This is a genomic window from Paenibacillus sp. 4624, assembly GCF_050435065.1.
GTDB classification, from domain to species: Bacteria; Bacillota; Bacilli; order Paenibacillales; family Paenibacillaceae; genus Paenibacillus; species Paenibacillus amylolyticus_D.
Genome location: NZ_JBNDJR010000016.1, coordinates 14,926 through 38,259, shown reverse-complemented (window position 1 = coordinate 38,259; position 23,334 = coordinate 14,926). Strand labels below are relative to the sequence as shown.

At 47.9% G+C, this 23,334-nt stretch carries 20 protein-coding genes and 1 other annotated feature; all 20 genes read left to right on the top strand.

Features of this window, described 5'->3' with window-relative positions; translation table 11 throughout:
- Positions 1-8: 8 nt before the first annotated feature.
- The 20 genes from ccsA to minD all read left to right on the top strand — a co-directional run bounded on the left by ccsA (position 9) and on the right by minD (position 23,041).
- Positions 9-836 carry a cytochrome c biogenesis protein CcsA gene (gene ccsA, locus ABIE27_RS27340; protein ID WP_429352031.1) on the top strand — a complete coding sequence of 276 codons (828 nt, stop codon included), beginning with the start codon at positions 9-11 and terminating at the stop codon, positions 834-836.
- A complete protein-coding gene (locus tag ABIE27_RS27335) occupies positions 799-1,491 on the top strand; it encodes a precorrin-2 dehydrogenase/sirohydrochlorin ferrochelatase family protein (RefSeq protein WP_429352008.1) in 693 nt (230 codons plus the stop codon). Before ccsA ends, ABIE27_RS27335 begins: the two co-directional genes overlap by 38 nt.
- 2 nt (positions 1,492-1,493) lie before the next feature.
- Positions 1,494-2,444: a hydroxymethylbilane synthase gene (gene hemC / locus ABIE27_RS27330; RefSeq protein WP_123064564.1), complete on the top strand. Its 951-nt coding sequence runs from the start codon at positions 1,494-1,496 to the stop codon at positions 2,442-2,444.
- A 4-nt stretch (positions 2,445-2,448) separates the two neighbouring features.
- On the top strand, positions 2,449-4,008 hold the full coding sequence (cobA, locus tag ABIE27_RS27325) for a uroporphyrinogen-III C-methyltransferase (protein WP_429352007.1): 1,560 nt from the start codon (positions 2,449-2,451) through the stop codon (positions 4,006-4,008).
- A 100-nt stretch (positions 4,009-4,108) separates the two neighbouring features.
- The gene (hemB, locus tag ABIE27_RS27320) at positions 4,109-5,110 is read left to right on the top strand and encodes a porphobilinogen synthase (protein WP_429352006.1); all 1,002 of its coding nucleotides are present in this window, start codon (positions 4,109-4,111) and stop codon (positions 5,108-5,110) included.
- A gap of 249 nt (positions 5,111-5,359) precedes the next feature.
- A complete protein-coding gene (hemL, locus tag ABIE27_RS27315; RefSeq protein WP_429352005.1) occupies positions 5,360-6,664 on the top strand; it encodes a glutamate-1-semialdehyde 2,1-aminomutase in 1,305 nt (434 codons plus the stop codon).
- Positions 6,661-7,581 (top strand): RluA family pseudouridine synthase, encoded by a 921-nt coding sequence (locus tag ABIE27_RS27310; protein WP_123064560.1) that lies wholly within the window; start codon positions 6,661-6,663, stop codon positions 7,579-7,581. The genes hemL and ABIE27_RS27310 overlap by 4 nt, the downstream gene beginning before the upstream one ends.
- Positions 7,582-7,780: 199 nt before the next feature.
- Complete coding sequence (locus ABIE27_RS27305; protein ID WP_429352004.1) at positions 7,781-9,319, top strand: LysM peptidoglycan-binding domain-containing protein; 1,539 nt, start codon at positions 7,781-7,783, stop codon at positions 9,317-9,319.
- 167 nt (positions 9,320-9,486) lie between these two features.
- Positions 9,487-9,771 (top strand) — a binding site (T-box leader).
- A gap of 59 nt (positions 9,772-9,830) precedes the next feature.
- Entirely contained in the window at positions 9,831-12,494 is a 2,664-nt protein-coding gene (locus tag ABIE27_RS27300; protein WP_429352003.1) for a valine--tRNA ligase, read from the top strand.
- Between the two features lie 88 nt (positions 12,495-12,582).
- A complete protein-coding gene (locus ABIE27_RS27295) occupies positions 12,583-13,959 on the top strand; it encodes a bifunctional folylpolyglutamate synthase/dihydrofolate synthase (protein ID WP_429352030.1) in 1,377 nt (458 codons plus the stop codon).
- Between the two features lie 56 nt (positions 13,960-14,015).
- The gene (murC, locus tag ABIE27_RS27290) at positions 14,016-15,335 is read left to right on the top strand and encodes a UDP-N-acetylmuramate--L-alanine ligase (protein WP_240036866.1); all 1,320 of its coding nucleotides are present in this window, start codon (positions 14,016-14,018) and stop codon (positions 15,333-15,335) included.
- A gap of 278 nt (positions 15,336-15,613) precedes the next feature.
- Complete coding sequence (locus tag ABIE27_RS27285; RefSeq protein WP_123064556.1) at positions 15,614-16,879, top strand: SPOR domain-containing protein; 1,266 nt, start codon at positions 15,614-15,616, stop codon at positions 16,877-16,879.
- A 146-nt stretch (positions 16,880-17,025) separates the two neighbouring features.
- Entirely contained in the window at positions 17,026-17,268 is a 243-nt protein-coding gene (locus ABIE27_RS27280) for a DUF4321 domain-containing protein (protein ID WP_090919108.1), read from the top strand.
- An 88-nt stretch (positions 17,269-17,356) separates the two neighbouring features.
- A complete protein-coding gene (locus tag ABIE27_RS27275) occupies positions 17,357-17,971 on the top strand; it encodes a Maf family protein (RefSeq protein ID WP_429352002.1) in 615 nt (204 codons plus the stop codon).
- 31 nt (positions 17,972-18,002) lie between these two features.
- Entirely contained in the window at positions 18,003-18,692 is a 690-nt protein-coding gene (gene radC, locus ABIE27_RS27270; protein WP_123064554.1) for a RadC family protein, read from the top strand.
- Between the two features lie 193 nt (positions 18,693-18,885).
- Complete coding sequence (locus ABIE27_RS27265; protein ID WP_090919103.1) at positions 18,886-19,920, top strand: rod shape-determining protein; 1,035 nt, start codon at positions 18,886-18,888, stop codon at positions 19,918-19,920.
- A gap of 180 nt (positions 19,921-20,100) precedes the next feature.
- Entirely contained in the window at positions 20,101-20,973 is an 873-nt protein-coding gene (mreC, locus tag ABIE27_RS27260; RefSeq protein WP_429352001.1) for a rod shape-determining protein MreC, read from the top strand.
- Positions 20,973-21,506: a rod shape-determining protein MreD gene (locus ABIE27_RS27255; protein WP_123064552.1), complete on the top strand. Its 534-nt coding sequence runs from the start codon at positions 20,973-20,975 to the stop codon at positions 21,504-21,506. The genes mreC and ABIE27_RS27255 overlap by 1 nt, the downstream gene beginning before the upstream one ends.
- Positions 21,507-21,580: 74 nt before the next feature.
- Complete coding sequence (gene minC, locus ABIE27_RS27250; protein WP_123064551.1) at positions 21,581-22,243, top strand: septum site-determining protein MinC; 663 nt, start codon at positions 21,581-21,583, stop codon at positions 22,241-22,243.
- A 3-nt stretch (positions 22,244-22,246) separates the two neighbouring features.
- Positions 22,247-23,041: a septum site-determining protein MinD gene (minD, locus tag ABIE27_RS27245; protein WP_090919093.1), complete on the top strand. Its 795-nt coding sequence runs from the start codon at positions 22,247-22,249 to the stop codon at positions 23,039-23,041.
- Positions 23,042-23,334: the final 293 nt, after the last annotated feature.

Sequence of the window (23,334 nt, the reverse complement as noted above, 5' to 3'; positions counted from 1 at the left end):
TGGGCAACTTGACCCTTGCTGAACAAGTCTATGAAGCTTTAATTTATATGTATGCCCTGAGCCTACTGTTCTATTTCTCGGACTGCATTCGACGCAATGCGGGGGCGAAGCGGACAGGCACAGGGTTTCTTGTTGTTGTTTGGGGATTGCAAGTGACCCATGTTATCATGCGAATGTGGGCTGAAGGTCACTTCCCGATCTATACTACATTTGATTTTTTGTTTATTTTTTCTTTCAGCATTGTGCTGATGTCATTGATTATGACCCGGGTTCAACGCTCGGAGTTTGTTATCCTGCTACTCAACATCGTTGGATTCTCGGTAACGGTTCTGAACCGGTTATGGTTTACAGCGGGCGAAATCTCATTGCACAACTGGCAGACGGTTCACGGTTTGTTAATTATGCACATTACACTGGCTAATCTGGGTTTTGCAGCTTTAACGGTTGCTTCGGTGTTTGCGCTGTTGTACCTGTTCTTACATCATAAGTTGAAAAACAAAAAATGGAATGATACGGTACGGCGTTTGCCTAGCCTGGAGGTCATTGGAAAATATATGGATGGTGCCACATTGATTGGTACTCCGCTTCTGGGAGTATCGGTTGTGCTGGCTGTGTTGTCCATCGTTGCGGAACGACGGTGGCATCTGTTGCTCGATCTGAAGGTGATTGCAACGGGTCTCGCGATTGCCATTTATGTTGGTTATTTCGTAGTCAAGAGAAGAAAGCAATTTTCGATGATGATCATGTCCAGATGGACATTGATTGGATATGCGCTTGTCATCATCAGCTTTTTATCCAATGCGTATTCAGCGTTTCATCGCTGGACGGGAGAGTGAGGATATGGAACATTACACGCCGATTTATGTAAATACTTCAGACAAATCTGTGCTCGTGATCGGTGGAGGACGTGTTGCTGAGCGTAAAGTAAGAGGATTGTTGCAGACTGAGGCCCGAATTACGGTCGTCAGCCCTCTGCTTACGCCCACTCTCGAACAATTGCATCAGGAATCCCGAATCGAGTGGATAGCCCGGTCCTACCGCAATGGAGATTTGCGGGGGGCCTTTCTCGTATATGCAGCAACAGACGATCTGCATGTTAACCATGCCGTAGTCCAAGAAGCCGAAGCTGGGGCAATACTGGTTAACGATGCGATGTCTTCCGGTAATAGCAGTTTTATTACCCCGAGTGTGGTCAGACGAGGGCGGTTAAGCATTGCCATCTCGACGGCCGGTGCAGGACCTGCGGCGGCGGCCGAGATTCGTGCTTTGCTTGAACAACAGTTTGGAGATGAATACGAGACGTATCTTGATTTTTTGCATCAGATGAGAATGGAAATCAAATCTCGCGGATTGCCTCCAACTGTAAGAAGTACGCTACTGCGCCGTTTAACGGAAATGGACATTTTGGATACGATACGCACGGGTCAGTTTCAGTGGTGGAGCGAAGAAAAAATCGGGAACTGGATATCCCGTAATCAGGAGGAAATGTAGATATGCGTACAATTAAAGTGGGCAGCAGACAAAGTGCTCTGGCGTTAACCCAGACCGGATATGTGATTCAGGATTTACGCAATATTTGTGATCGTGAAGGTTTAGCTTTTGACTTTGAGGTACATAAGATCGTGACAAAGGGAGATCTCATTCTGGATGTAACTTTATCCAAAGTGGGTGGTAAAGGCTTGTTTGTTAAAGAGATTGAACAGGCGATGCTCGATCGCACTATTGATATGGCTGTACACAGTATGAAGGACATGCCTTCCGAGCTTCCTGAAGGGCTTGTTAACGGTGCAGTTCCCCGTCGAGCCGATCCTCGAGATGCGTTAGTCTCTCGCGGCGGGCTTACGCTGGATCAACTGCCAGAGGGTGCACGGGTTGGAACAAGCAGTCTTCGTAGATCAAGCCAGTTGAAGTCGTACCGACCTGATCTTCAGCTGGAATCTATTCGTGGCAATATAGACTCACGTCTGCGAAAGCTCGAAACCGAAGGACTGGACGCCATTATTTTGGCAGCGGCAGGCTTGTATCGGATGGGCTGGGAGGATCGGATTACCGAATATTTGTCTGAGGAAGCCTGCCTTCCGGCTGTGGGCCAAGGCGCTCTTGGCATTGAGTGCCGTGAGGATGACGAGGAGCTACTACATTTGCTCACCCTCTATAACGATCCAGCAACAGCTGCGCCGGTCATGGCAGAGCGTCGTTTCCTGAGTGTGTTAAACGGAGGGTGTCAGGTGCCTATTGGCGCACATGCGGTGTGGTTGCCGGAAGATGATTCCCTGAACAGTGAAAACAAGTTACAATTAACGGGAATGGTTGGGATGCCGGATGGCAGACTGATTTTGAAGGAAACATTGAGCGGTAAAGATCCGGTTCGCCTGGGAGAAGAAGTGGCTTGGAGATTAATTGATCGCGGGGCTGAACAGATACTGGCAGAAGTTAGGGGATGAAGGCATGGCGGGGAAAGTCTTTTTGGTAGGTGCGGGTCCTGGGGATGCAAGGCTGATTACGGTAAAAGGTTGGGAGAGCATAGGCAAGGCTGACGCCGTGGTTTATGATCGACTCGCGAGTCCACGATTGTTGAAACTGATGAAACCCGGTGCAGTCAAAATTTATGTAGGGAAACGACCGGATCGACATACGATGAAGCAGGAAGAGATTAACCAGCTACTTGTGGATCTGGCGCTTGAAGGCAAAGTGGTTGTGCGTTTGAAAGGCGGAGATCCGACCATATTCGGACGGGTAGGAGAAGAAGCAGAGTTGCTGCACAAAAACGGCATTCCGTTTGAGATTGTACCTGGTGTAACCGCAGCAATCAGCGTGCCTGCTTATGCGGGGATTCCGGTGACACATCGGGATTATGCTTCTTCCATCTCAATCATTACCGGACACGAAAGCCCGGACAAGCTGGACCGCAGCATTCAATGGGATAAAGTAACGAACGCTACGGGCACACTGGTGTTTATGATGGGTGTTGCCAAGATTGGTTATATCAGTGAACAACTCATTCGTCATGGCCGTCCTGCTAGTACACCGGTAGCACTTGTACGTTGGGGAACTCGGGCGGAACAGGATACCATCACGGGAACGCTGGAGGATATCGAAGCCAAAGTCATTGCGGCGAATTTTCAGCCACCAGCCGTCATCGTCGTTGGAGATGTGGTCAACCAGCGGGAGCAATTGAAATGGGCAGAGGTGCTGCCGCTGTTTGGCAAACGAATTCTGGTTACCCGTGCCCGTAGTCAGGCGAGTGAACTGGTGAATCGCATTGAAGAACTCGGTGGTGAACCCTATGAGTTCCCGGTCATAGAGACGGTTATGCCATCCTGCGAATCTTCCAAACAAAGTGTCAAAGATGCACTGCATGCGTTAAATACGTTTGATTGGGTCTTTTTCACAAGTGTCAATGGCGTGGAGTTTTTCTTCCGTCATTTGGAAAACGAAGGCAAGGACATTCGCTCGCTTCATCGGGCAAGAATTGCGGCAGTAGGACCATCTACGGCAGAAGCGCTGCGCAAGCACGGTATTGCACCTGAAGTTGTCAAAGGGCCCTTTCAAGCGGAAGGCATGCTTGAAGCGTTTGAAAGTGAGTTGAAGGCAGGCCAGAACGTGCTGATTCCACACGGGGACCTCGCACGGTCGTGGTTGCCGGAGCAATTGAGAGAACGAGGACTGCACGTTACCGAGGCGATCATCTATGACACCATTCTTGCAGGGGAGGACGATGACGAATTACTCAAACTGCTTGAAGAGGGCGGTATTCATGCGGTGACCTTTACCAGCTCATCTACTGTGAAGAACTTCATGAATATGCTGAAACGAATGGGTGTGGAAGATCCGTTGCCGTTGCTGAAGGGAGTAGAGGTTGCGTGTATTGGTCCGGTTACTGCCAAGACTGCAGAGGCTGCCGGGCTGGAGGTCACTTTGATGGCGAAGGAAGCCACAATGACTAGCCTGATCGATGTTTTGTGTGAGTGGAAACGTGCTGGCAGTGTCAGTGCTGTCAACAATTAAGGTGGATTAGCTGCGGCTGAATATGTGAAGCGTGCTGAATTCGAGAAGAACCAGCGCGCTTCCCTTTTTACAAAATGAAATTTTAGGAGGTATAGGGTAGATGGGTTTTCCAATCGTACGTCATCGCCGTTTACGTCAATCGGCAGGCATTCGCAACATGGTGAGAGAGACACACTTGACTGTGGATGATTTTATTCAACCGATCTATGTCACATACGGTGAAAATGTAAAGTCCGAGATTAAATCAATGCCGGGTGTATTTCGTTTCTCCCTTGACCGTCTGCGGGAAGAAGTCAAAGAAATTGCAGAGCTTGGCATTCCGGCTGTACTGCTGTTCGGGATTCCGGAAACAAAAGACAGTGTGGGTTCATCCGGTTTTGCAGAGGATGGCATTGTGCAGGAAGCAACGAGATTGATCAAATCCTGGTATCCCGAATTGCTGGTGATTGCAGACACTTGTCTATGTGAATTCACCGATCATGGTCACTGCGGCATGGTTCATACTACGGAGATTGATGGACATATCTGCGGCGATGTTCTGAATGACGAGTCCTTGGAGCTGCTTGTGAAAACGGCAGTATCGCAAGCCAAGGCAGGCGCAGATATTATCGCACCTTCAAATATGATGGATGGATTTGTACAGGCCATTCGTGCGGGGTTGGATGAGAATGGATTTAATCATATTCCGATTATGTCTTATTCCGTCAAATACGCTTCAGCATTCTATGGCCCATTCCGTGAAGCAGCAGATTCCACACCGCAATTCGGTGACCGGAAATCCTATCAGATGGACCCGGCGAATGCTCGAGAAGCGTTGCGCGAAGCGGAGACGGATGTGCTGGAGGGGGCGGACATGCTGATGGTGAAACCATCGCTATCCTATCTCGATATTATGCGTACCATCAAGGATCAGTTTGATCTTCCGCTCGTGGCTTACAATGTAAGCGGGGAGTATGCAATGGTAAAGGCAGCGGCAATTCAAGGATGGATTGATGAGAAAAAAGTAGCCATGGAGATCTTACTTAGCATGAAACGTGCTGGAGCAGATATGATTATTACGTATTACGCTAAAGATGCATCAAGGTGGCTGGCTGAAAAGTAAACCAATGACTACCAACGAGTAACTATAAATCGTTTGTATTTATACAAATAAACCCATAGGCCTTGCTTTTTTAAGAGACAGATGCAGCAGACTATATAAGTTGAACGGCTCAGTTTACACTGAAACGGAGAGGACAGAAAAAAACTGGAAACTCGGAGTGTCCGTGTAAACATCTTTAGTTCAACTTATCTAGTCATTAATTGCATTGCTCTCTCTGCAAGCAAGGCCTTTACTTTAAGGAGGATGTTCATGACTGCACAACAAGGCAATCGTCGCAATGATGAGCGCTCACGCAGCGCATTTGAGGAAGCCAAGCAGTACATACCTGGAGGGGTGAACAGTCCGGTTCGGGCGTTCAAATCCGTCGGACTCACGCCGATCTATGCCCAGCGCGGTGAGGGCTCCAAAATTTACGATATTGATGGCAATGTGTTCATCGATTACGTAGGTTCATGGGGACCGCTAATTATGGGACATGCTCATCCTGAAGTTGTGGAAGCACTCCGGGAGACAGCTCTTAAAGGCACAAGCTTTGGTGCGCCAACCCTGCTTGAGACAGAGATGGCGAAGCTGGTGTGTGAGCGTGTGCCTTCCATCGATATCGTGCGCATGGTGAATTCCGGTACGGAAGCAACGATGAGTGCCATTCGATTGGCGCGCGGGGTTACGGGACGCAGTAAGATTTTGAAATTTGAAGGTTCCTACCATGGTCATGCAGACAGTTTACTGATCAAAGCTGGATCAGGGGTAGCCACCCTGGGATTGCCGGACAGTCCTGGAGTGCCTGAAGGTGTGGCTTTAAATACCATCACCGTTCCTTACAATGATTTGCAGTCCGTGCGTCTTGCGTTTGAACGATTTGGAGAAGAAATTGCGGGTGTGATCGTGGAGCCGGTTGCTGGTAATATGGGTGTCGTACCTCCAGCTGCTGGTTTTCTGGAAGGATTGCGTAGTGTGACCACGGAGTATGGAAGCCTGCTAATCTTTGATGAGGTTATGACGGGGTTCCGTGTAGGACTTCACTGTGCACAAGGTCGATTTGGCGTTACACCGGATTTAACGTGTCTGGGTAAAGTCATCGGCGGTGGTCTTCCTGTAGGAGCATATGGCGGTCGCCGGGATCTTATGGAACAGATTGCACCGACAGGTCCAATCTATCAGGCTGGTACACTAAGTGGTAATCCGCTGGCTATGGCCGCAGGTTACACGACACTGAAACTTTTGACACCGGAAGTTTATGATCGTCTAGAGATGTTGTCTGCACGTTTGCAGGCTGGATTCGAAAAAAATGCAGCAGAAGCAGGTGTGGCGGTAACGATTAACCGTGTCGGTTCAATGGTGTGCCCATTCTTCAGTGCTGTACCGGTAACGAATTATGATATTGCCAAAGAAAGCAATTTGGATCAGTTCCGCCGTTATTTTGCAGCGATGATTGATCAAGGCGTTAGCGTGGCGCCGTCCCAGTATGAAGGGATGTTTGTGTCCGGTGTGCATACGGAGCAGGATATCGAGGATACCATTGAGGCCAACCGTAAGGCTTTGCAGTCGCTATGAGTATAAAAAGCTGGAAACGTCGCGGTCAATGGCTTGAGCTGATGCCAGGCAAGGCGGTGACTGGAAAAGAGGACAGACAAGCTGCTGCTGAACAGTGGCTCCTGTCTGAACTCGAGTTCCCGGAGAAGCTGCTGCGCCAGCTCAAGGCAACCCAGGGAGTACAGCTAGCAGGGGACCGGCTTCGGCTGGCCCTTTTTGCTGTGCAACCGCTGGGTGTGGAGCCACGCTGGGCTGATCTGGATGTACTGTATGAGGATGATTTCTGTCTCGTCGTGCACAAACCGGCTGGGATGAAGCTTCATCCGGATGGAGGCCGTGAAGAACAGGTCATTACGCTGGATCATGCGGTAGCTTCGTATTATGAGATCAATGGGATCGAGACCAGTGTGCGTCATGTTCATCGTCTGGATGAAGATACAACCGGCCCTGTTATATATGCCAAAAATGCTTTTGCGCTCGCCAAACTGGATGAAGCGATGCGCCGGAAAGCGATCGATCGTCAGTATGTTGCCATCACAGGCGGACAAGTACCCAGTGATCTCCGCAGGATTGATGCACCGATCGGTAAAGACAGGCATCACAAGCAACGCAGACGTGTCTCCGAAGGAGGGCAGGATGCGATTACTCATGTCGACATCGTGCATGTATGGGACAGGGCAACACTCGTACGTCTGAAGCTGGAAACGGGGCGTACACATCAGATTCGCGTGCACCTCAGCTATGCCGGTCATCCTCTGATTGGTGACAAATTGTATGGGGGGCGCTCCGACATCATTGGCAGGCAGGCATTGCATGGCGAAGTGCTGAGCTTTAACCATCCTTTAACCGGAGTTTTAATTAAAGTACAAGACCCGTGGCCAGCGGATTTTGAACAATTGGCAGCGAGGGAGAGTCATAGCGTAGAAGGACAGACCTGATCTAGATCTAGTGGGTCTGTTTTTTTTGTTTTCGGCTTCCTCGGCTCTCCAAAAATGCAGTAACCATAACGGATTTTTTCAACAAAGGTGGCATGCCCACCCCGGTTCAGGCATATAGATGGGTAACGAAGGATTGGACCATGGATCAGTCCCATGAGAAGGATCATGGTGAACATATGCCGAAAGGAGGACGCCACCTTTGTTGAATCAACCATATGGTTTGCGGTTCGATATTTATGAGCGCGTTCATTTGTCTGAGGGAGTGCCTGCCATTGAGGAACTGGAGGAAATTGAACTCTATCCGCGTATTCAGGTGATTGGACAGGACGACCATGCCACCTTGAGGGGGCATCTGTTACTTACAGGAACGTACCGGGGGGAGAGCGAGGATTCGGAGGAGTTAAAGCATTTTATTCCAGTCGAAATTACCGTGCCATTAAACCGGGTTAGATCCATTGATGATATTTCAATTGAGATTGAAAATTTTGATGTAGACCTGTTATCCAGCCGAAGTCTGAATATTACAGGTGTACTGTCCCTACGAGGGATTGAAGGTTTCCCGGTAGAAGAGCCACAAGTGTGGTCAGCAGATGAATTCACGGTTGTTCATTCTCACGAGGCTCAGCCTGACAGCAGGGAGAACGAATGGAGTGAGACAGAGCAGTCCGAGCTGTCGGAACAAGCCGGGTTGCGTAACGAAGAGCAAGAGCTGGTGAATGCGGCTGAGCTTGTCGCATATGGTTCTCCGGAATCTGCTGATTTGTCTCCAAGAATGGAACAGCAATCAGGATATGAAGAATTATCGCAAGCTTACTGGAATCAATCATCCGCCGAGCCGTTAACATCTGATGTTGCTTCAACGAATGAATCGGATGAAAATAGATTGCCTGATTCGAATGAGGAGATTTTACCCTCACAGGAAGAAGTCCCTTCCCCAATCTCGTCATTCATGGCTGAAACGGCTGACAGATTAGCTTCTTATCCTGAAGCGGAGCCATTGCTTCCGATAGAGGATGAAACCTCTGCATGGTCTGAACCTTCGGTAAATAGTGTATCCGAAAATTCAGGATCATGGAGTTCAGAGGCTTCTGAGCAAGCGCGTTCTGAAGCGACATGGAAACCTCTAGAAGAGAACACGCCTGAGGTATGGCACTTTGAAGAAGCACGGTCAGGTGGTTCGCAAGGAGAACAGTTCACTTCGAATGCTTCGGCACAGCCGCAGACTGAGAACTGGCAAGATGTATTTGCTGCATCTGAAACGGCTCAGCCCGAAGAAGATCGGCCTTCACTGGAAGTGGCAGAGGAAGCCACGCTGTTACAGAATGAGGAATCTCTCCCAGAAGCGATAGCTGAGGCGGAAGACAAGCCGGAGCTTAAGGTTGCTTTTGGTAGCAAGAAAGAATCATCACGAAGAGAAGAAGAAGGCGTGGGCATTTCTTCCCTATTATCATCCGGTCGGGCCGTGCGTGAAGTTGAGGGTGAGCGCAGTGAGGAGATCTCAGATGGAGTCGTTCCGTTAGAGGATCGTCAGGCAGAAGATGTGGAGTGGAAAAATCTGTTTCTGGGTACGATTGTGGATCAGACGCCTTTCCGAAAAGTCAAACTGTGCATCGTACAGCGCGAAGAAACACTCGATGCCATTGCAGACAGGTATCAGCTTAGCACCAGAGAACTTCAATTATATAATCGATTGACTGAACAGGTTGTTGAAGAAGGACAGATTCTATACATTCCTTAGTCACTCAGTTCAGCATACCGTATTATATCGAAACAGCCCGTAATTCCTGATAGGGATTGCGGGTTGTACTTGTTTTTCAACATGATGATTATCAAATATCCTCGTTCCGCTGTTGTCAGGTTGACTATCACGCACGAGCAAGGTATGATGTGTTTAGGATTTTTTGAATAATGACGTGGATCGGGAGTAGTAGACAGTATGACCTTTCAGAGAGTGGGATCGATGCGCTGTGAGATTCCGCAGGAACCAACTGATCGAAGTCGCCCGGGAGTTGCCTGTTTGAGTACTGGAGGTGGATGTAATACATTCATTAACCTCGGAGGTAGGATAGGCCGGTCGCAGCCGTTATCTGCTTGAAGTGTCACGCCATCAGATTCAGAGCACGAACCATAATCTCTGTTATCAGCGTGAAACAAAGGTGGTACCGCGAAAGCTAACCTTTCGTCCTTTGATGGATGAAAGGTTTTTTTGTTTTTTTAGCGATGAAGATGACGTAACGGAGGAATGACACATGTCTGAACAAAAAAAAGCAACAGCTGAAATGCCGACGACTTACGATCCGAAGGCGGCAGAAGATAAATGGTACTCCACCTGGACGGAGCGCGGGTATTTCCAGGCGGGTAAACGCAAGGATGCCGAGCCATATACCATTGTAATTCCACCCCCGAACGTAACGGGTATGCTTCACATTGGTCATGCACTTGACTTTACCCTGCAGGATATCCTTATTCGTACAAAACGGATGCAGGGATATGACGCACTTTGGCTGCCAGGTTCTGACCACGCAGGAATTGCAACCCAGACGAAAGTGGAACAGAAGCTTCGTGAAGAGGGATTGACACGTTATGATCTTGGACGTGAGAAGTTTCTGGAGAAAGTGTGGGATTGGAAAGACCAGTACGCTACAACGATTCGTCAGCAATGGGGCAAAATGGGGTTGTCTCTCGACTACTCCCGTGAACGTTTTACGCTGGATGAGGGTCTGTCCAAAGCGGTGCGTAAAGTATTTGTGCAGTTATATGAGAAAGGTCTCATTTATCGCGGGAAACGCATCATTAACTGGGATCCGGTGAATCGTACAGCGCTCTCGGATATTGAGGTTGAATATAAAGAAGTCCAAGGTCATCTCTATCATCTGCGTTATCCGCTCAAAGACGGGAGTGGTCACATTACTGTGGCAACGACACGTCCTGAAACGATGCTGGGTGATACGGCTGTTGCCGTTCATCCTAAAGATGAGCGTTATGCAGACATGATCGGTAAAACACTGGTACTGCCAATCATCGGTCGTGAGATTCCAGTCATTGCCGATGACTACGTAGACAAAGAGTTCGGCAGCGGTGCAGTGAAGATCACACCTGCGCATGATCCGAACGACTTTGAAGTAGGTTTACGTCATGACTTGCCTCAAATTACTGTTATGGATGAAAGTGGAACAATGAATGCTGAAGCTGGCAAATATCAGGGGCTGGATCGTAGCGACTGCCGCAAACAGATTGTGGCAGATTTGAAAGAGCAAGGTGTCCTGATTAACATTGAAGATCATATGCATCAGGTTGGACATAGTGAGCGCACGGGAGCAGTAGTAGAGCCATACTTGTCCACACAATGGTTCGTAGAGATGAAACCACTCGCGGAGAGAGCAATCAAAAAGCAGCAAAGCGGCGAAGGTGTTAACTTTGTTCCGGATCGCTTTGAGAAAACGTATCTGAATTGGATTGAGAACGTTCGTGACTGGTGTATTTCCCGTCAACTTTGGTGGGGACATCGTATTCCTGCCTGGTACGACGAAGAAACAGGTGAAGTGATTGTATCCGCGGAAGATCCAACAACATTGCCTGAATATGCAGGGCGCAAGTTGAAACAGGATGAGGACGTTCTGGATACGTGGTTTAGCTCGGCATTATGGCCGTTTTCTACATTAGGCTGGCCTGAAAATACAGATGACCTGAAGCGTTATTATCCAACAAATGTACTCGTTACAGGTTATGACATTATTTATTTCTGGGTGGCGCGTATGATCTTCACTGCCCTGGAGTTTACGGATGAAATTCCGTTCAAGGATGTGTTGATGCATGGTCTTGTGCGTGATGCTGATGGACGTAAAATGTCTAAGTCTCTTGGGAACGGTGTAGACCCGCTGGATGTTATCGAGAAGTACGGTGCAGATGCAATGCGTTACATGATCTCGACCAGCAGTACACCGGGACAGGATTTGCGTTTCCGCTGGGAGCGGGTGGAGCAGGCACGTAACTTTGCAAACAAAATCTGGAATGCTTCCCGCTTCGCGTTGATGAATCTGGAAGGTTTCACTTATGCAGATCGTGACATCAGCGGCGAGCTTGGCACAGCGGATTATTGGATTTTGCACCGCCTGAACGAAACTTCCCGAGATATTACGCGTCTAATCGATGCGTATGAGTTTGGGGAAACAGGTCGTGTATTGTACAACTTTATCTGGGATGATCTGTGTGACTGGTATATCGAATTCGCCAAGCTGTCATTCTACGGAGAAGATCCGGTTGCCAAGAAGAAAACACAATCGGTGCTGGCTTATGTTCTGGATCAGACCATGCGCCTGATTCATCCGTTCATGCCGTACATCTCTGAAGAGATCTGGCAACATCTGCCTCATGAAGGAGAAACGATTACACTTGCTTCCTGGCCAGTATACGACCCTGCGCTGGAGAATCCGGGAGCTGTTGCGGAGATGAACCTGCTGATGGATACCATTCGTGCTGTTCGGAACATCCGTGCCGAAGTGAATGTGCCGATGAGCAAAAAGATCGAATTAATGGTCAAAGCGAACAATGATGAGGCATCTAGTATTATCGAACGCAACAGTCATTACATCAAACGTTTCTGTAATACATCCGAATTCGAGAGCGGATTGGATCTGAGTTCACCAGACAAAGCCATGACAGCGATCATCACGGGAGCAGAATTGTACTTGCCGCTCGCAGGTCTGATTGATATTGAGCAGGAAGTCGCTCGCCTGGAGAAAGAACTTCAGAACCTTGAAGGTGAAGTACTTCGCGTGGAGAAAAAACTGGCGAATGAAGGATTCGTAGCGAAGGCTCCGGCTAAAGTTATCGAGGAAGAACGCGCCAAACAAGCGGATTATTCGGATAAACGGGATAAAGTCATCGCACGAATCAAAGAGCTCAAGGGGTAATACCTAAAAGGGTCGGATGGAACGCTTTTGGCGCCATCCGGCTGCTTTTTTCAATCTTCAATCAAACAGGGAACCGAAGGTGAATCAGATGACGGAATTAAACGGGACAGATAAAGCTACTCCTTTACAGACGTATGACGAGGCCGTGGACTGGATCAATGGCCTTATTCCTTTTGGTATCAGGCCTGGGCTTGAACGTATCGAGAGCCTGATGTCACAGCTTGGCAATCCGCACCAACGGCTCAAATTCATTCATGTCGCGGGAACGAACGGTAAAGGTTCGACTTGCGCTTTTTTGACGTCAGTACTGCTCCAAGCGGGATATGACGTTGGAACGTATACATCACCTTATATCACCAAGTTTACAAACCGTTTTCAATATAACGGTGAAGACATCCCAGAAGAGACATTGTTAAAACTGTCGAATCGTTTGCGTCCTCTCGTGACAGAGATGGCATCAACACCGCTCGGATCACCAACGATGTTTGAAGTATCGACGGCATTAGCACTGCTATATTATGCGGAGGTCTGTTATCCCGATATTGTAGTATGGGAGACTGGGCTTGGGGGAAGGATGGACGTAACGAATATTGTCACTCCCGTTGTGTCCGTCATCACCAATATCGGAATGGATCATACGGATGTGCTTGGAGATACTGTTGAGCAGATTGCATGGGAAAAGGCAGGCATTATTAAGCCAGGAGTACCTGTGGTGACTTGTGCCGTACAACCTGAAGCCGTAAAGGTTATTCAGGAGAGGGCGAAGCAACTGCGGTCCACGGTATATTTGGCTGGAGATCAATTTTCCTACCGAAGACTGGAAAGCGGTAAGGAGGGGCAAAGCCTTCAATTTACCGGCCCATTCCGAGATCTCCATATTCACATTCGCATGCAAGGTGTATACCAATGTGATAATGCTGTTGCAGCATTAATGTCTCTCGAATTATTAAGACAATATATGGCATTTATGCTGGATGAAGACGATATTAAACTTGGTTTTCAGAATGCCTTCTGGGCAGGACGATTTGAGAAAGTCAGTGACAATCCTCTGATTGTCCTCGATGGAGCTCATAATCCCGAAGGGGCAGAGTCGCTTGCCAAGAGTATTATCGACGGTTATCCCCAAAAAAAGTTAATTTTGATGATGGGTATGCTGGCGAATAAGCATCACGAAGCATATTTGCAGCATATACTGCCACTAGTGGATACGCTGATCCTGACCGAGCCAGATTTCCGCCGTAAAATGGCTGCAACCGAATTGTTGCAGATTGTCGAACGGGTACGTCCCGCCATTGCGAAGCAGGAACTGGATATCATCGTCGAGCCGAATTGGGCAAAGGCACTTGATCTATTGAAGTCACGGACGGAAGCGGAGGATCTGGGGGTGGTTTCCGGCACGCTTTATCTGATTGCGGACGTGCGGGCGGCCCTTTTGCATCAAACCGATTCTGAAAAAGGTTGGTGAAAGTTTTGTTAAACACATCGGAACATGTTCATTTTATAGGGATTGGCGGTTATGGCATGAGTGCCATCGCCCGGGTTATGCTGGAGATGGGATATACCGTTACCGGATCGGATGTCGCTTCACAGGAGTTGACAGAGAAGTTGGCAGCCAAAGGGGCGAAAATATATATTGGACATACCGCGGAGCATGTGAACGGAGCGGATCTTGTCGTTTACTCTACAGCAGCTCCTGCGGATAATGTGGAACGTGTAGCTGCGGAACAGCTAAACATACCTATCCTTCATCGCGCTCAAATGCTGGCACGTTTGTTAAACGAGCGCAAAGGCGTGGCCGTTGCAGGTGCGCATGGCAAAACGACAACGTCTTCCATGATTGCACTGGTTATGGAGCAATGTGAAATAGATCCGACCTATATTATTGGTGGAGAGATCATGAATTTGGGGACGAATGCCAAAGCAGGTCAAGGTGAGTGGGTTGTCGCGGAAGCGGACGAGAGCGATGGATCTTTTTTACAGTACCATCCTTGGCTTGGCATCGTAACGAACATTGAAGCTGACCATCTAGAGAATTATAACAGCGACTTCGAGGAACTAAAGAAAGCCTATGTACAGTTCCTCAGCCAGATCCGTCCAGAGGGCACAGCCATCGTATGCGCTGATGATGAAAATGTGCAGGCTATTTTGCCACATCTCAAGTCTCGCATTACAACTTACGGTATCGAGCAGGCTGCTGATTACACAGCTACAGATATCGTTCTCGGGGATCGCCGTATCTCTTTCACCATGAATCATCGAGGTACAGCTATGGGCACAGTGGAGTTGTCAGTACCAGGTAAGCACAACGTCTACAATGCGATGGCTACGGTTATTACCTGTCTCGAAGCAGGCATTCCGTTTGAGAAGATTACAGCAGCTATCGTGCAATTCCATGGGGCGAAACGCAGATTTCAGGTGTTGGGTGAGGCGCGTGATATGCTGATTATTGACGATTACGCTCACCACCCTACAGAAATTGAAGCTACAATCAGTGCGGCAAAAGCGACAGGTAAACGGATTATTGCCGTATTCCAGCCGCAGCGTTATACACGGACATTTTTCCTGCTGGATGCGTTCAGCCGGGCATTTGCCGAGGCGGATGAGGTGTTGATTACCGATATCTATTCTCCTGCCGGTGAAAAGCAAATCGAAGGTGTGCACTCCGCTAGACTCGTTGAACTGATCGTACAGAACAGCAACGCATCCGCAAGATACCTGCCGACCAAAGAGGAAGTTGTAGCTGATCTGCAGCCGCGGTTACAGCCAGGAGATCTTGTGCTTACGATGGGTGCAGGGGATATTTGGAAAGTGGGCGATATACTCGCCAAAGGTTTGAAATAGTTTTGTAATTTCTAAAAATGATACAGGTTGAACTTAGGGATCAAAAAGTCTGAGGACTATCGCTACGATCCTGGTGATTTCTTATCGGAGTGTATGTTCCATGAATCTTTTGATCAACGGCTACCGTACTTAAAACGTCTGTCTCCTTCATGGAGTCAGGCGTTTTTGTGCTTGAATTTGAACTTGATTAGTGAAACCTAAGATTTAATCATTCCGTGGAATGTTATCCTCCATCTCAACATATAGATGATATAAATGGGACAAAGGAGAGGGTACGGGTGAGCAACGCCAGAATGACGTTTCGCTTCGGAGATCAGGAGTCGGACAAGCTGGGGAACCAGGAGATGCCTGCATCTAGTACGCTGGTCACAATGAACGGAAACTTGTCTAATACGGTACAGACGCTGCCGAATCCTGAACCAGACAAGAACAACAGGGCAGTATCATCATGGACAGCAGAGGACATGCCTGTGGACTGGGGAGGAACGATTCTAGCAGACGCTTCCCGTTCTGGATCGGATCGTTTGAAACACACGGATTCACTGAACTACCGGACTTCAGACCTGGATGCGGATTTTGATCATCGTTCGACTTATACAGACAGTGCCTCAGATCGGAATGCACAGTATGATCCATATGAATATGAATCTGAATCTGAAAGAAGTGAAGATCTGGATCAGGGCCATAACTGGATGATCGAATCAGAGAACTATTCGTATAAACGAAATCGTCCTCCCAGAGGCTGGAAAATGATTGGGTCTGTTTCAGGGGCATTGGTAACCGGAGCGCTGTTCGGTATGGTTATTTTGTCCTTTTTTAATAAAGAGAGCGCGGTGAAACCGGATCAAATGCTTCCTGTAAATCAGAGCATTTCTACTGTGTCAGGTCAGGAAGGGGAGGCCGGAACAGCAGGTCAACTTGCTATCTCATATGCAGGTGGTACATATTATGCCCTACAATATGGGGTATTCAGTTCCCCGGAACGAGCGGAACAAGCGAAGCTTGAACTCACCCAAACGGGTTTAGCTGCAAGTTCGGACCCAGACGATGGCAATCGTGTCTATGCTGGCATATCTTCGGATCGTGAGGAGGCCAAGCTCCTCAGTACCAGACTAAAGTCTCAGGGAGTCGAACTGTATGTCAAAGAGATCGTTAATCCGACGGTGGATCCGGCGATCTTTGGTAACAAGCAGGAGGACGTTGCTCTTTTCTTCAAAAATAGCTCCGCTCTTGTTGATCAGCTATCAACACTCTCGATCCAGCAATTGGGTCAGTCAGTACAAGCGGCCATATCACCAGAGATGATGGCATCCCTACAGACTCAGCATCAAACATGGTTGACTGGTATAAAGATCCTTGCGCCTGGCATGGCGGTAGACGTGCAACCGGTTGTGTCCGGCATGGAGAAATCGATGAACAGTGCGATAACAGCCATTGCCGAGTATAATAAAAATCCGGACGCTGTTCACATGTGGGCGGTACAGTCTGATTTGATGGAGTATGTGCTCCAACAGAAAAAGTGGCTTGAGTCAATAAAGCAATAAAGCTCCCTTTCCCATAACAACGTCCCAAAACTCCTATCCGGCAAGGAACTGGAAATAGTTCCCCCTGCCGGATTTGTGTTTGTATTGACGTACAAAACCCCGTATAATAATGTGGGTGTCAAAAAATGGCGAGGGAAGATTAACCGATGAAAAAAAACTTCGGCGTGTTATTATTGTTTCTACTGCTTGGCTGGATGGCCGGAGCGTGGATCGCCAAGGCACTGCAGCCTGTTAAGGCTGTAGCCTTTTTAACCAAGGTCACGACGATTCGCTGGTCGCCCCAGGCTGATCTCGATATTTTCAGTTATGACCTTTCATTTCAATTTCAAATGAGCCTCCTGAGTCTGATTGGTATTATTGCGGCTGTGTGGCTGTATCGAAGACTGTAGGAGAATGACGAATGTTGACCAAAAAATAAACTAGTGACATCTATTATTGTGATTCGGACAGGTGTTGCCGTAGTATAAGGAGCCGTTAATGTCGAATAACACAGAACAGCGCCCGATTATTCTGGCCTCCACATCGCCGCGGCGCAAGGAACTGATCGCGTCACTCCATTTAGCGTTTGAAGTTATACCAAGTTATGCCGATGAGAATACACCATCAGATTGGACCCCAGAGCAGACAGTGCAAGAACTGGCTCTGCGCAAGGCGCTCGCTGTGTATCGTGGACTAGAAGGCATCAGTAAGGATGCCATTATTGTCGGCAGTGATACCGTTGTTGTGCTTGACAACGAGATTCTGGGCAAGCCAGTGGATGAGTCTGATGCTGAGCAGATGTTGTCACGTCTGCAAGGACGGGAACATCGTGTGTTTACGGGTGTCGCCTGTATTGATGCAGCTACCGGACATTCGGTGGTGCATTATCGTCAGACGGATGTAACGATGAAGGAACTGTCTGAAGCTACGATCCGTGCTTACGTGAAGACGGGAGAACCTTCGGACAAAGCAGGGTCATATGCTATTCAAGGCATTGGCGCTTCACTGATCGACCGCATTGAAGGATGTTATTTTAATGTGGTAGGCTTGCCACTATCTTTGCTTAGTGACATGCTGGAGGGATTTGGCGTGTACGTGTTGCCACAAACGTAATCAAAACGGATGCTGTGAAAAGAGGGAATGTATGGAGTCGCCTCAATATATGATGCGCGACATCCCCCAGGAAGATCGCCCGAGAGAACGCATGATGGAATATGGGGCGGGCGCCTTGAGTCATACCGAATTGCTTGCCATATTACTTCGAACAGGAACGAGACAGGAATCCGCAATGCATATGGCACAGCGGATACTGAATGAAGCAGGTGGCATCCGTTCGTTGATGGATCTGAGCCTTGAAGAGATGACAGCTATGAAGGGCATTGGACAAGCGAAAGCGGTGCAGCTTAAAGCAGGCATTGAACTGGGACATCGAATTGCCAAGAGTCGGCTTGCTCCTTCGACATCGATCCGTACACCACGTGATGCTGCGGATATTCTAATGGAACAACTGCGTTATTTGCAGAAAGAACATTTTGTATGTCTTTTTTTGAATAGCAAAAATCATATCATAGCTCAGGAAACACTCTCCATGGGCAGCCTTAATGCTTCAATTGTACATCCGCGTGAAGTATTTCGTGCCGCTATCAAATGCAGCAGTGCCTCAATTGTGTGTGCACATAACCATCCCAGCGGTGATCCAACGCCCAGTCCGGAAGATATTCAGATAACTAAAAGACTGATTGAAGCCGGCGCAATCGTTGGCATTGACGTTCTGGATCACCTTGTTATTGGTGATGGAACATACGTAAGTTTGAAGGAGAAGGGCTTGGTATAATATAATGGTTGGCGTTGATGTTTTCCTATGAATGATAACGGACGTGTCCGTCAAAGATAGGTTCACTTTACTTTACAGATTCAGATTCAAAATACTACATGCGAATATTAGCTCCACGGTTTCGTGGGAATGAAAGTTATGCTCTTGCAATGAAACAGGAGCAGCAATATGAGGCAGAAAAGGAGAATACGTCATGTTTGGTGGTTTTACGAAAGATTTGGGTATTGATTTGGGGACAGCGAATACGCTGGTTTATGTACGTGGAAAAGGAATTGTGGTGCGCGAGCCGTCGGTTGTTGCACTGCGTACGGATACAAAAAGCATCGAAGCTGTGGGTGAGTCCGCTAAAAAAATGATCGGACGTACACCTGGCAACATTCGTGCCATTCGTCCAATGAAAGATGGCGTAATTGCTGACTTCGACACTACAGCAACGATGATTAAATACTTTATTCGTCAGGCACAGAAGCAACGCTCTATGTTTCAGCGTCATCCAAACGTGATGGTATGTGTACCATCCGGAATTACAGCAGTGGAGCAACGTGCGGTTGAAGATGCTACGAAACAGGCGGGAGCACGTGAGGCTTACACGATCGAAGAACCATTTGCAGCCGCTATTGGCGCAGATCTGCCCGTATGGGAACCGACAGGCAGTATGGTCGTTGATATTGGCGGCGGTACAACTGAAGTGGCTGTCATTTCTTTAGGTGGTATCGTAACTAGCCGTTCAGTGCGTGTAGCAGGTGACGAGATGGATGAATCCGTAATTCAATACATCAAACGCCAATACAATCTGATGATCGGTGAACGTACATCCGAACAGTTGAAGATGGATATCGGCTCCGCTATGCCGCTGGAGCAAGTGGAAACGATGGAAATTCGTGGACGTGATCTGGTAACAGGTCTGCCGAAGACCATTACCATTACTTCTGATGAGATCAGCGAAGCTCTGGCAGACACCGTGAATGCTATTGTTGAAGCAGTAAAAGTAACACTTGAAAAATGCCCTCCTGAGCTTGCAGCAGACATTATGGATCGTGGAATTGTCCTGACAGGCGGCGGAGCTCTGCTTCGCAATCTGGATAAGCTGCTTGCTGGTGAGACAGGAATGCCTGTCATTGTTGCGGAGAACCCGCTGGATTGTGTAGCAATCGGGACAGGTAAAGCATTGGAGAATATTCATATGTTTAAAAGCAGAAGCAGTTCAGCAGTTCGTTCCAAGCGTTAATGAATTGCTTGCCGTCTAATCCCTGATTGGGCGGCAACACTTCAAGGTAGAGTACCCGGATATTCCGGGAGAGCTATAACCCGCTTAACAGGGGAGGATCGATTGATATTCTCGCAGAGACTTCAGGTCTGATGTCTCCCCACCGGGCTGGGCTCGGAAGAGAATAATGGATGTTAGAGGGTGTTGGAACTGTTTAAACTGCTTGGCAACAAAAGACTTTTTGTTTTGCTGGTGGGCCTTGTTACATTTATCGCGCTGATGGGCTTTACGCTTAGTCCGCGAGCCAATTTATCCTGGCCGGAGAAATTCCTGAAGGATTCAGTTGGATTTGTACAATACGTATTTTACAAGCCCGCTTCTTATGTAGCGGGCTTTTTCAAAGATGTGGCGAACATGCGTGCGGTGTACCAGGAAAATGAAGAGCTTCGCATCGCGATGGGACACTATACACGTGACCGATTGAAATACAATGATCTGGAGCAAAAAAACAAGCAACTCGAGCAAGCGCTCAATTTTACAAAAGAACAACAGAATCGATACAACTATGGATCACGAATTGCGCAAGTTATCAGTGCCAATTCGGACCCGAACAGCAGAACGATTAACATAGACATCGGGGAGAACGCAGGCATCAAACCGGGTATGGCCGTTACTTCACAGGAAGGACTGGTAGGGGTGATCAGCCATGTCAGTTCGTATACATCAACGGTAAACTTGCTAACTTCGATGGATGCCAATGACCCAACATCGAATGCGATTGCAGCTACGTCTGTAGGCAAAGAGAAGGTGTTTGGCATGATCGAGAGTTACGATCCCAAGAGCGGTATGTTGAAGATGACCAAGATTGCAGAGGATTCCAATATCGCTGAAGGTGATGAAATCATTTCTTCCGGTATCATCAACAATTTTCCGAAGTATATGCGTATTGGTAAAGTTGAGAGTGTTGAAAAGAGCGAATATGGCTTAACACAGACGGCTACAATCAAACCATATGCCAGCTTTCTGGACTGGAAAGAGCTGATTGTAATTATTCCGCCTGAGGTTAAAGAATAATGGTCACGCGCAAACAGGTTTTGTTTCTGCTACTGTTCGTTCTGTTTATTGCCGAGGATACGATTCTGCCACAATTGATTCCTTCGGCTTGGCAAATGCGTATTTCAGCCAATCTGGTTTATATCGTTATTTTATTTTTTGCTGTGTATCATCACAGGCATACAGCCCTTGTGCTCGGCATATTATTTGGACTCTTGCATGACGTCGTCTTCTACGGGGAGATGATCGGGCCCTACGGATTCTCCATGGGATTATCTGCTTATATGATGGGACTCATATTTCAAGCACCGCGTGCACCAATGCCTATCATGGTTTCGGTTGTCCTGCTTGGTAGTTTGCTGAATGATACGATGTTATTTTTCTTATACAAGCTTTTCCAGCTCAATCATGTGACTTTTGACTGGGCACTGATCGAATACATGATCCCTAATTTGTTTGTTCACTTTGTGTTTACCCTGATCATTTATGTGCCTCTGCGCAAACAGCTGGAGAAGATCGGCACACCTAAAAGTAAAGCAGATGAAGCTTCCTGATGACATTTATGGAGCAAGAAGCAGGAACTTGGGAACCGGGGCACGAAATGTAATGAGATGGGAGGGACAGGCTTATGACGGTAAAATCGAATCACGTAACGATTAAAGGCATCCGAGACGGCTTGGTTTTCCTGTTGGACGATCAATGTGAATTCGAGGAATTGCTCTATGAGCTCCGCTATAAGCTGGAACACAGCCATCAAAACATTTTGACCGGACCGATTGTTCATGTGGATATCAAGCTGGGAGCGCGAGAAGTTACGGAAGATCAGAAAGAAGAGATTCTGGATACATTGAAGCAAAAAGGGAATCTACTGATCCGATCCTTTGACTCGCCTGCACTTGTACAGGAGGTCAAAGGTCCCCCGCCGATTGTGACGATGTGCGGCATGGTACGATCAGGTCAGGTGCTTCATCATGAGGGGAATCTCCTGTTTCTCGGAGATATCAATCCAGGGGGCACGGTGACGTGTACTGGGGATATATATGTTTTGGGTTCACTCAGAGGTATGGCTCATGCTGGAATCAGCGGGGACGAAGAGGCTATTATTGCAGCATCGGTATTTGCACCAACACAGTTGCGTATTGCTGATGTGATCAGTCGTCCTCCGGATGAATGGGAGAGCCATGAAACCGGAATGGAATTTGCTTATTTGCAGGACAATCAGATGCAGATCGACAAGATGAGCAATATCGTTCGGTTGCGCCGAGATTTTAATGTGTTTAAAGGAGTGTAGCTCATGGGAGAGGCGATCGTGATCACTTCGGGTAAAGGCGGTGTGGGTAAGACGACCACCTCGGCAAACATCGGGACAGCCCTGGCGCTGCTTGGCAAAAAGGTTTGTCTGGTCGATACCGATATCGGCCTTCGTAATCTGGATGTTGTGATGGGACTCGAGAACCGCATTATTTACGATCTGTGCGATGTTGCGGACGGCCGTTGCCGTCTAAATCAGGCATTAGTCAAAGACAAGCGTTTTGAAGAATTATACATGTTGCCTGCAGCGCAGACGAGAGACAAAAACTCTGTATCGCCAGAACAGGTGAAAGATATCATCCTGGAACTTAAAAAAGATTTTGAATACGTCATTATTGACTGCCCGGCAGGGATTGAGCAGGGATTCAAAAATGCGGTAGCAGGAGCAGATCAGGCCATCGTGGTCACTACACCGGAAAATGCAGCAGTGCGTGATGCGGATCGTGTCATCGGCTTGCTCGAGAGTTCACATATTCAGTCTCCTAAGCTGGTGGTGAACCGGATTCGCAACAATATGGTGAAGTCAGGTGACATGCTTGATATCGATGGTATTTTACAAGTACTTAACATCGACCTGATTGGCATCGTGCCGGATGATGAACTTGTCATCAAGGCTGCTAATTCAGGCGAACCTACAGTGATGAACCCGGATTCACTTGCTGCTATTGCTTATCGTAATATTGCAAGACGAATTTTGGGAGACACCGTTCCTTTAATGCAGATGGAGCAGAAGAAGGGCGCATTTTCTCGTTTCAAGAAATTTTTTGGAATGGGCTAAAGGATATGTATAGCGTGAAACAAATTTAGTTAAATAGAAATTTAAAAAAAAACAGCCGGGACAGCGTGTCCGGCTGTTTTTTTGTGTATACTTCGTATACTCACTGCTCACAAGCATTGTTTTGGTTTATTGCATGCGTCAGCTGTTTGGTAAACTGCCGTAGTGACACTCCCACACGACAACATTCCAGCTGTGAAGATAAAGCTCTATTTACGGTTCAGTTCGTATGGAGGCTTGTTCATATTCTTTGCTGTTGATTCATAAGATGTAGTAAACAAGCCTCAGTGGGAGGA

What these genes read in the sequence shown, in the direction of transcription:
- ABIE27_RS27335 (WP_429352008.1), top strand. Translation starts at nt 799, where the DNA reads ATGCGTATTCAGCGTTTCATCGCTGGACGGGAGAGTGAGGATATGGAA.
- hemC (WP_123064564.1), top strand. Translation starts at nt 1,494, where the DNA reads ATGCGTACAATTAAAGTGGGCAGCAGACAAAGTGCTCTGGCGTTAACC.
- cobA (WP_429352007.1), top strand. Translation starts at nt 2,449, where the DNA reads ATGGCGGGGAAAGTCTTTTTGGTAGGTGCGGGTCCTGGGGATGCAAGG.
- hemB (WP_429352006.1), top strand. Translation starts at nt 4,109, where the DNA reads ATGGGTTTTCCAATCGTACGTCATCGCCGTTTACGTCAATCGGCAGGC.
- hemL (WP_429352005.1), top strand. Translation starts at nt 5,360, where the DNA reads ATGACTGCACAACAAGGCAATCGTCGCAATGATGAGCGCTCACGCAGC.
- ABIE27_RS27310 (WP_123064560.1), top strand. Translation starts at nt 6,661, where the DNA reads ATGAGTATAAAAAGCTGGAAACGTCGCGGTCAATGGCTTGAGCTGATG.
- ABIE27_RS27300 (WP_429352003.1), top strand. Translation starts at nt 9,831, where the DNA reads ATGTCTGAACAAAAAAAAGCAACAGCTGAAATGCCGACGACTTACGAT.
- ABIE27_RS27295 (WP_429352030.1), top strand. Translation starts at nt 12,583, where the DNA reads ATGACGGAATTAAACGGGACAGATAAAGCTACTCCTTTACAGACGTAT.
- murC (WP_240036866.1), top strand. Translation starts at nt 14,016, where the DNA reads ATGAGTGCCATCGCCCGGGTTATGCTGGAGATGGGATATACCGTTACC.
- ABIE27_RS27280 (WP_090919108.1), top strand. Translation starts at nt 17,026, where the DNA reads ATGAAAAAAAACTTCGGCGTGTTATTATTGTTTCTACTGCTTGGCTGG.
- ABIE27_RS27275 (WP_429352002.1), top strand. Translation starts at nt 17,357, where the DNA reads ATGTCGAATAACACAGAACAGCGCCCGATTATTCTGGCCTCCACATCG.
- radC (WP_123064554.1), top strand. Translation starts at nt 18,003, where the DNA reads ATGGAGTCGCCTCAATATATGATGCGCGACATCCCCCAGGAAGATCGC.
- ABIE27_RS27265 (WP_090919103.1), top strand. Translation starts at nt 18,886, where the DNA reads ATGTTTGGTGGTTTTACGAAAGATTTGGGTATTGATTTGGGGACAGCG.
- ABIE27_RS27255 (WP_123064552.1), top strand. Translation starts at nt 20,973, where the DNA reads ATGGTCACGCGCAAACAGGTTTTGTTTCTGCTACTGTTCGTTCTGTTT.
- minC (WP_123064551.1), top strand. Translation starts at nt 21,581, where the DNA reads ATGACGGTAAAATCGAATCACGTAACGATTAAAGGCATCCGAGACGGC.
- minD (WP_090919093.1), top strand. Translation starts at nt 22,247, where the DNA reads ATGGGAGAGGCGATCGTGATCACTTCGGGTAAAGGCGGTGTGGGTAAG.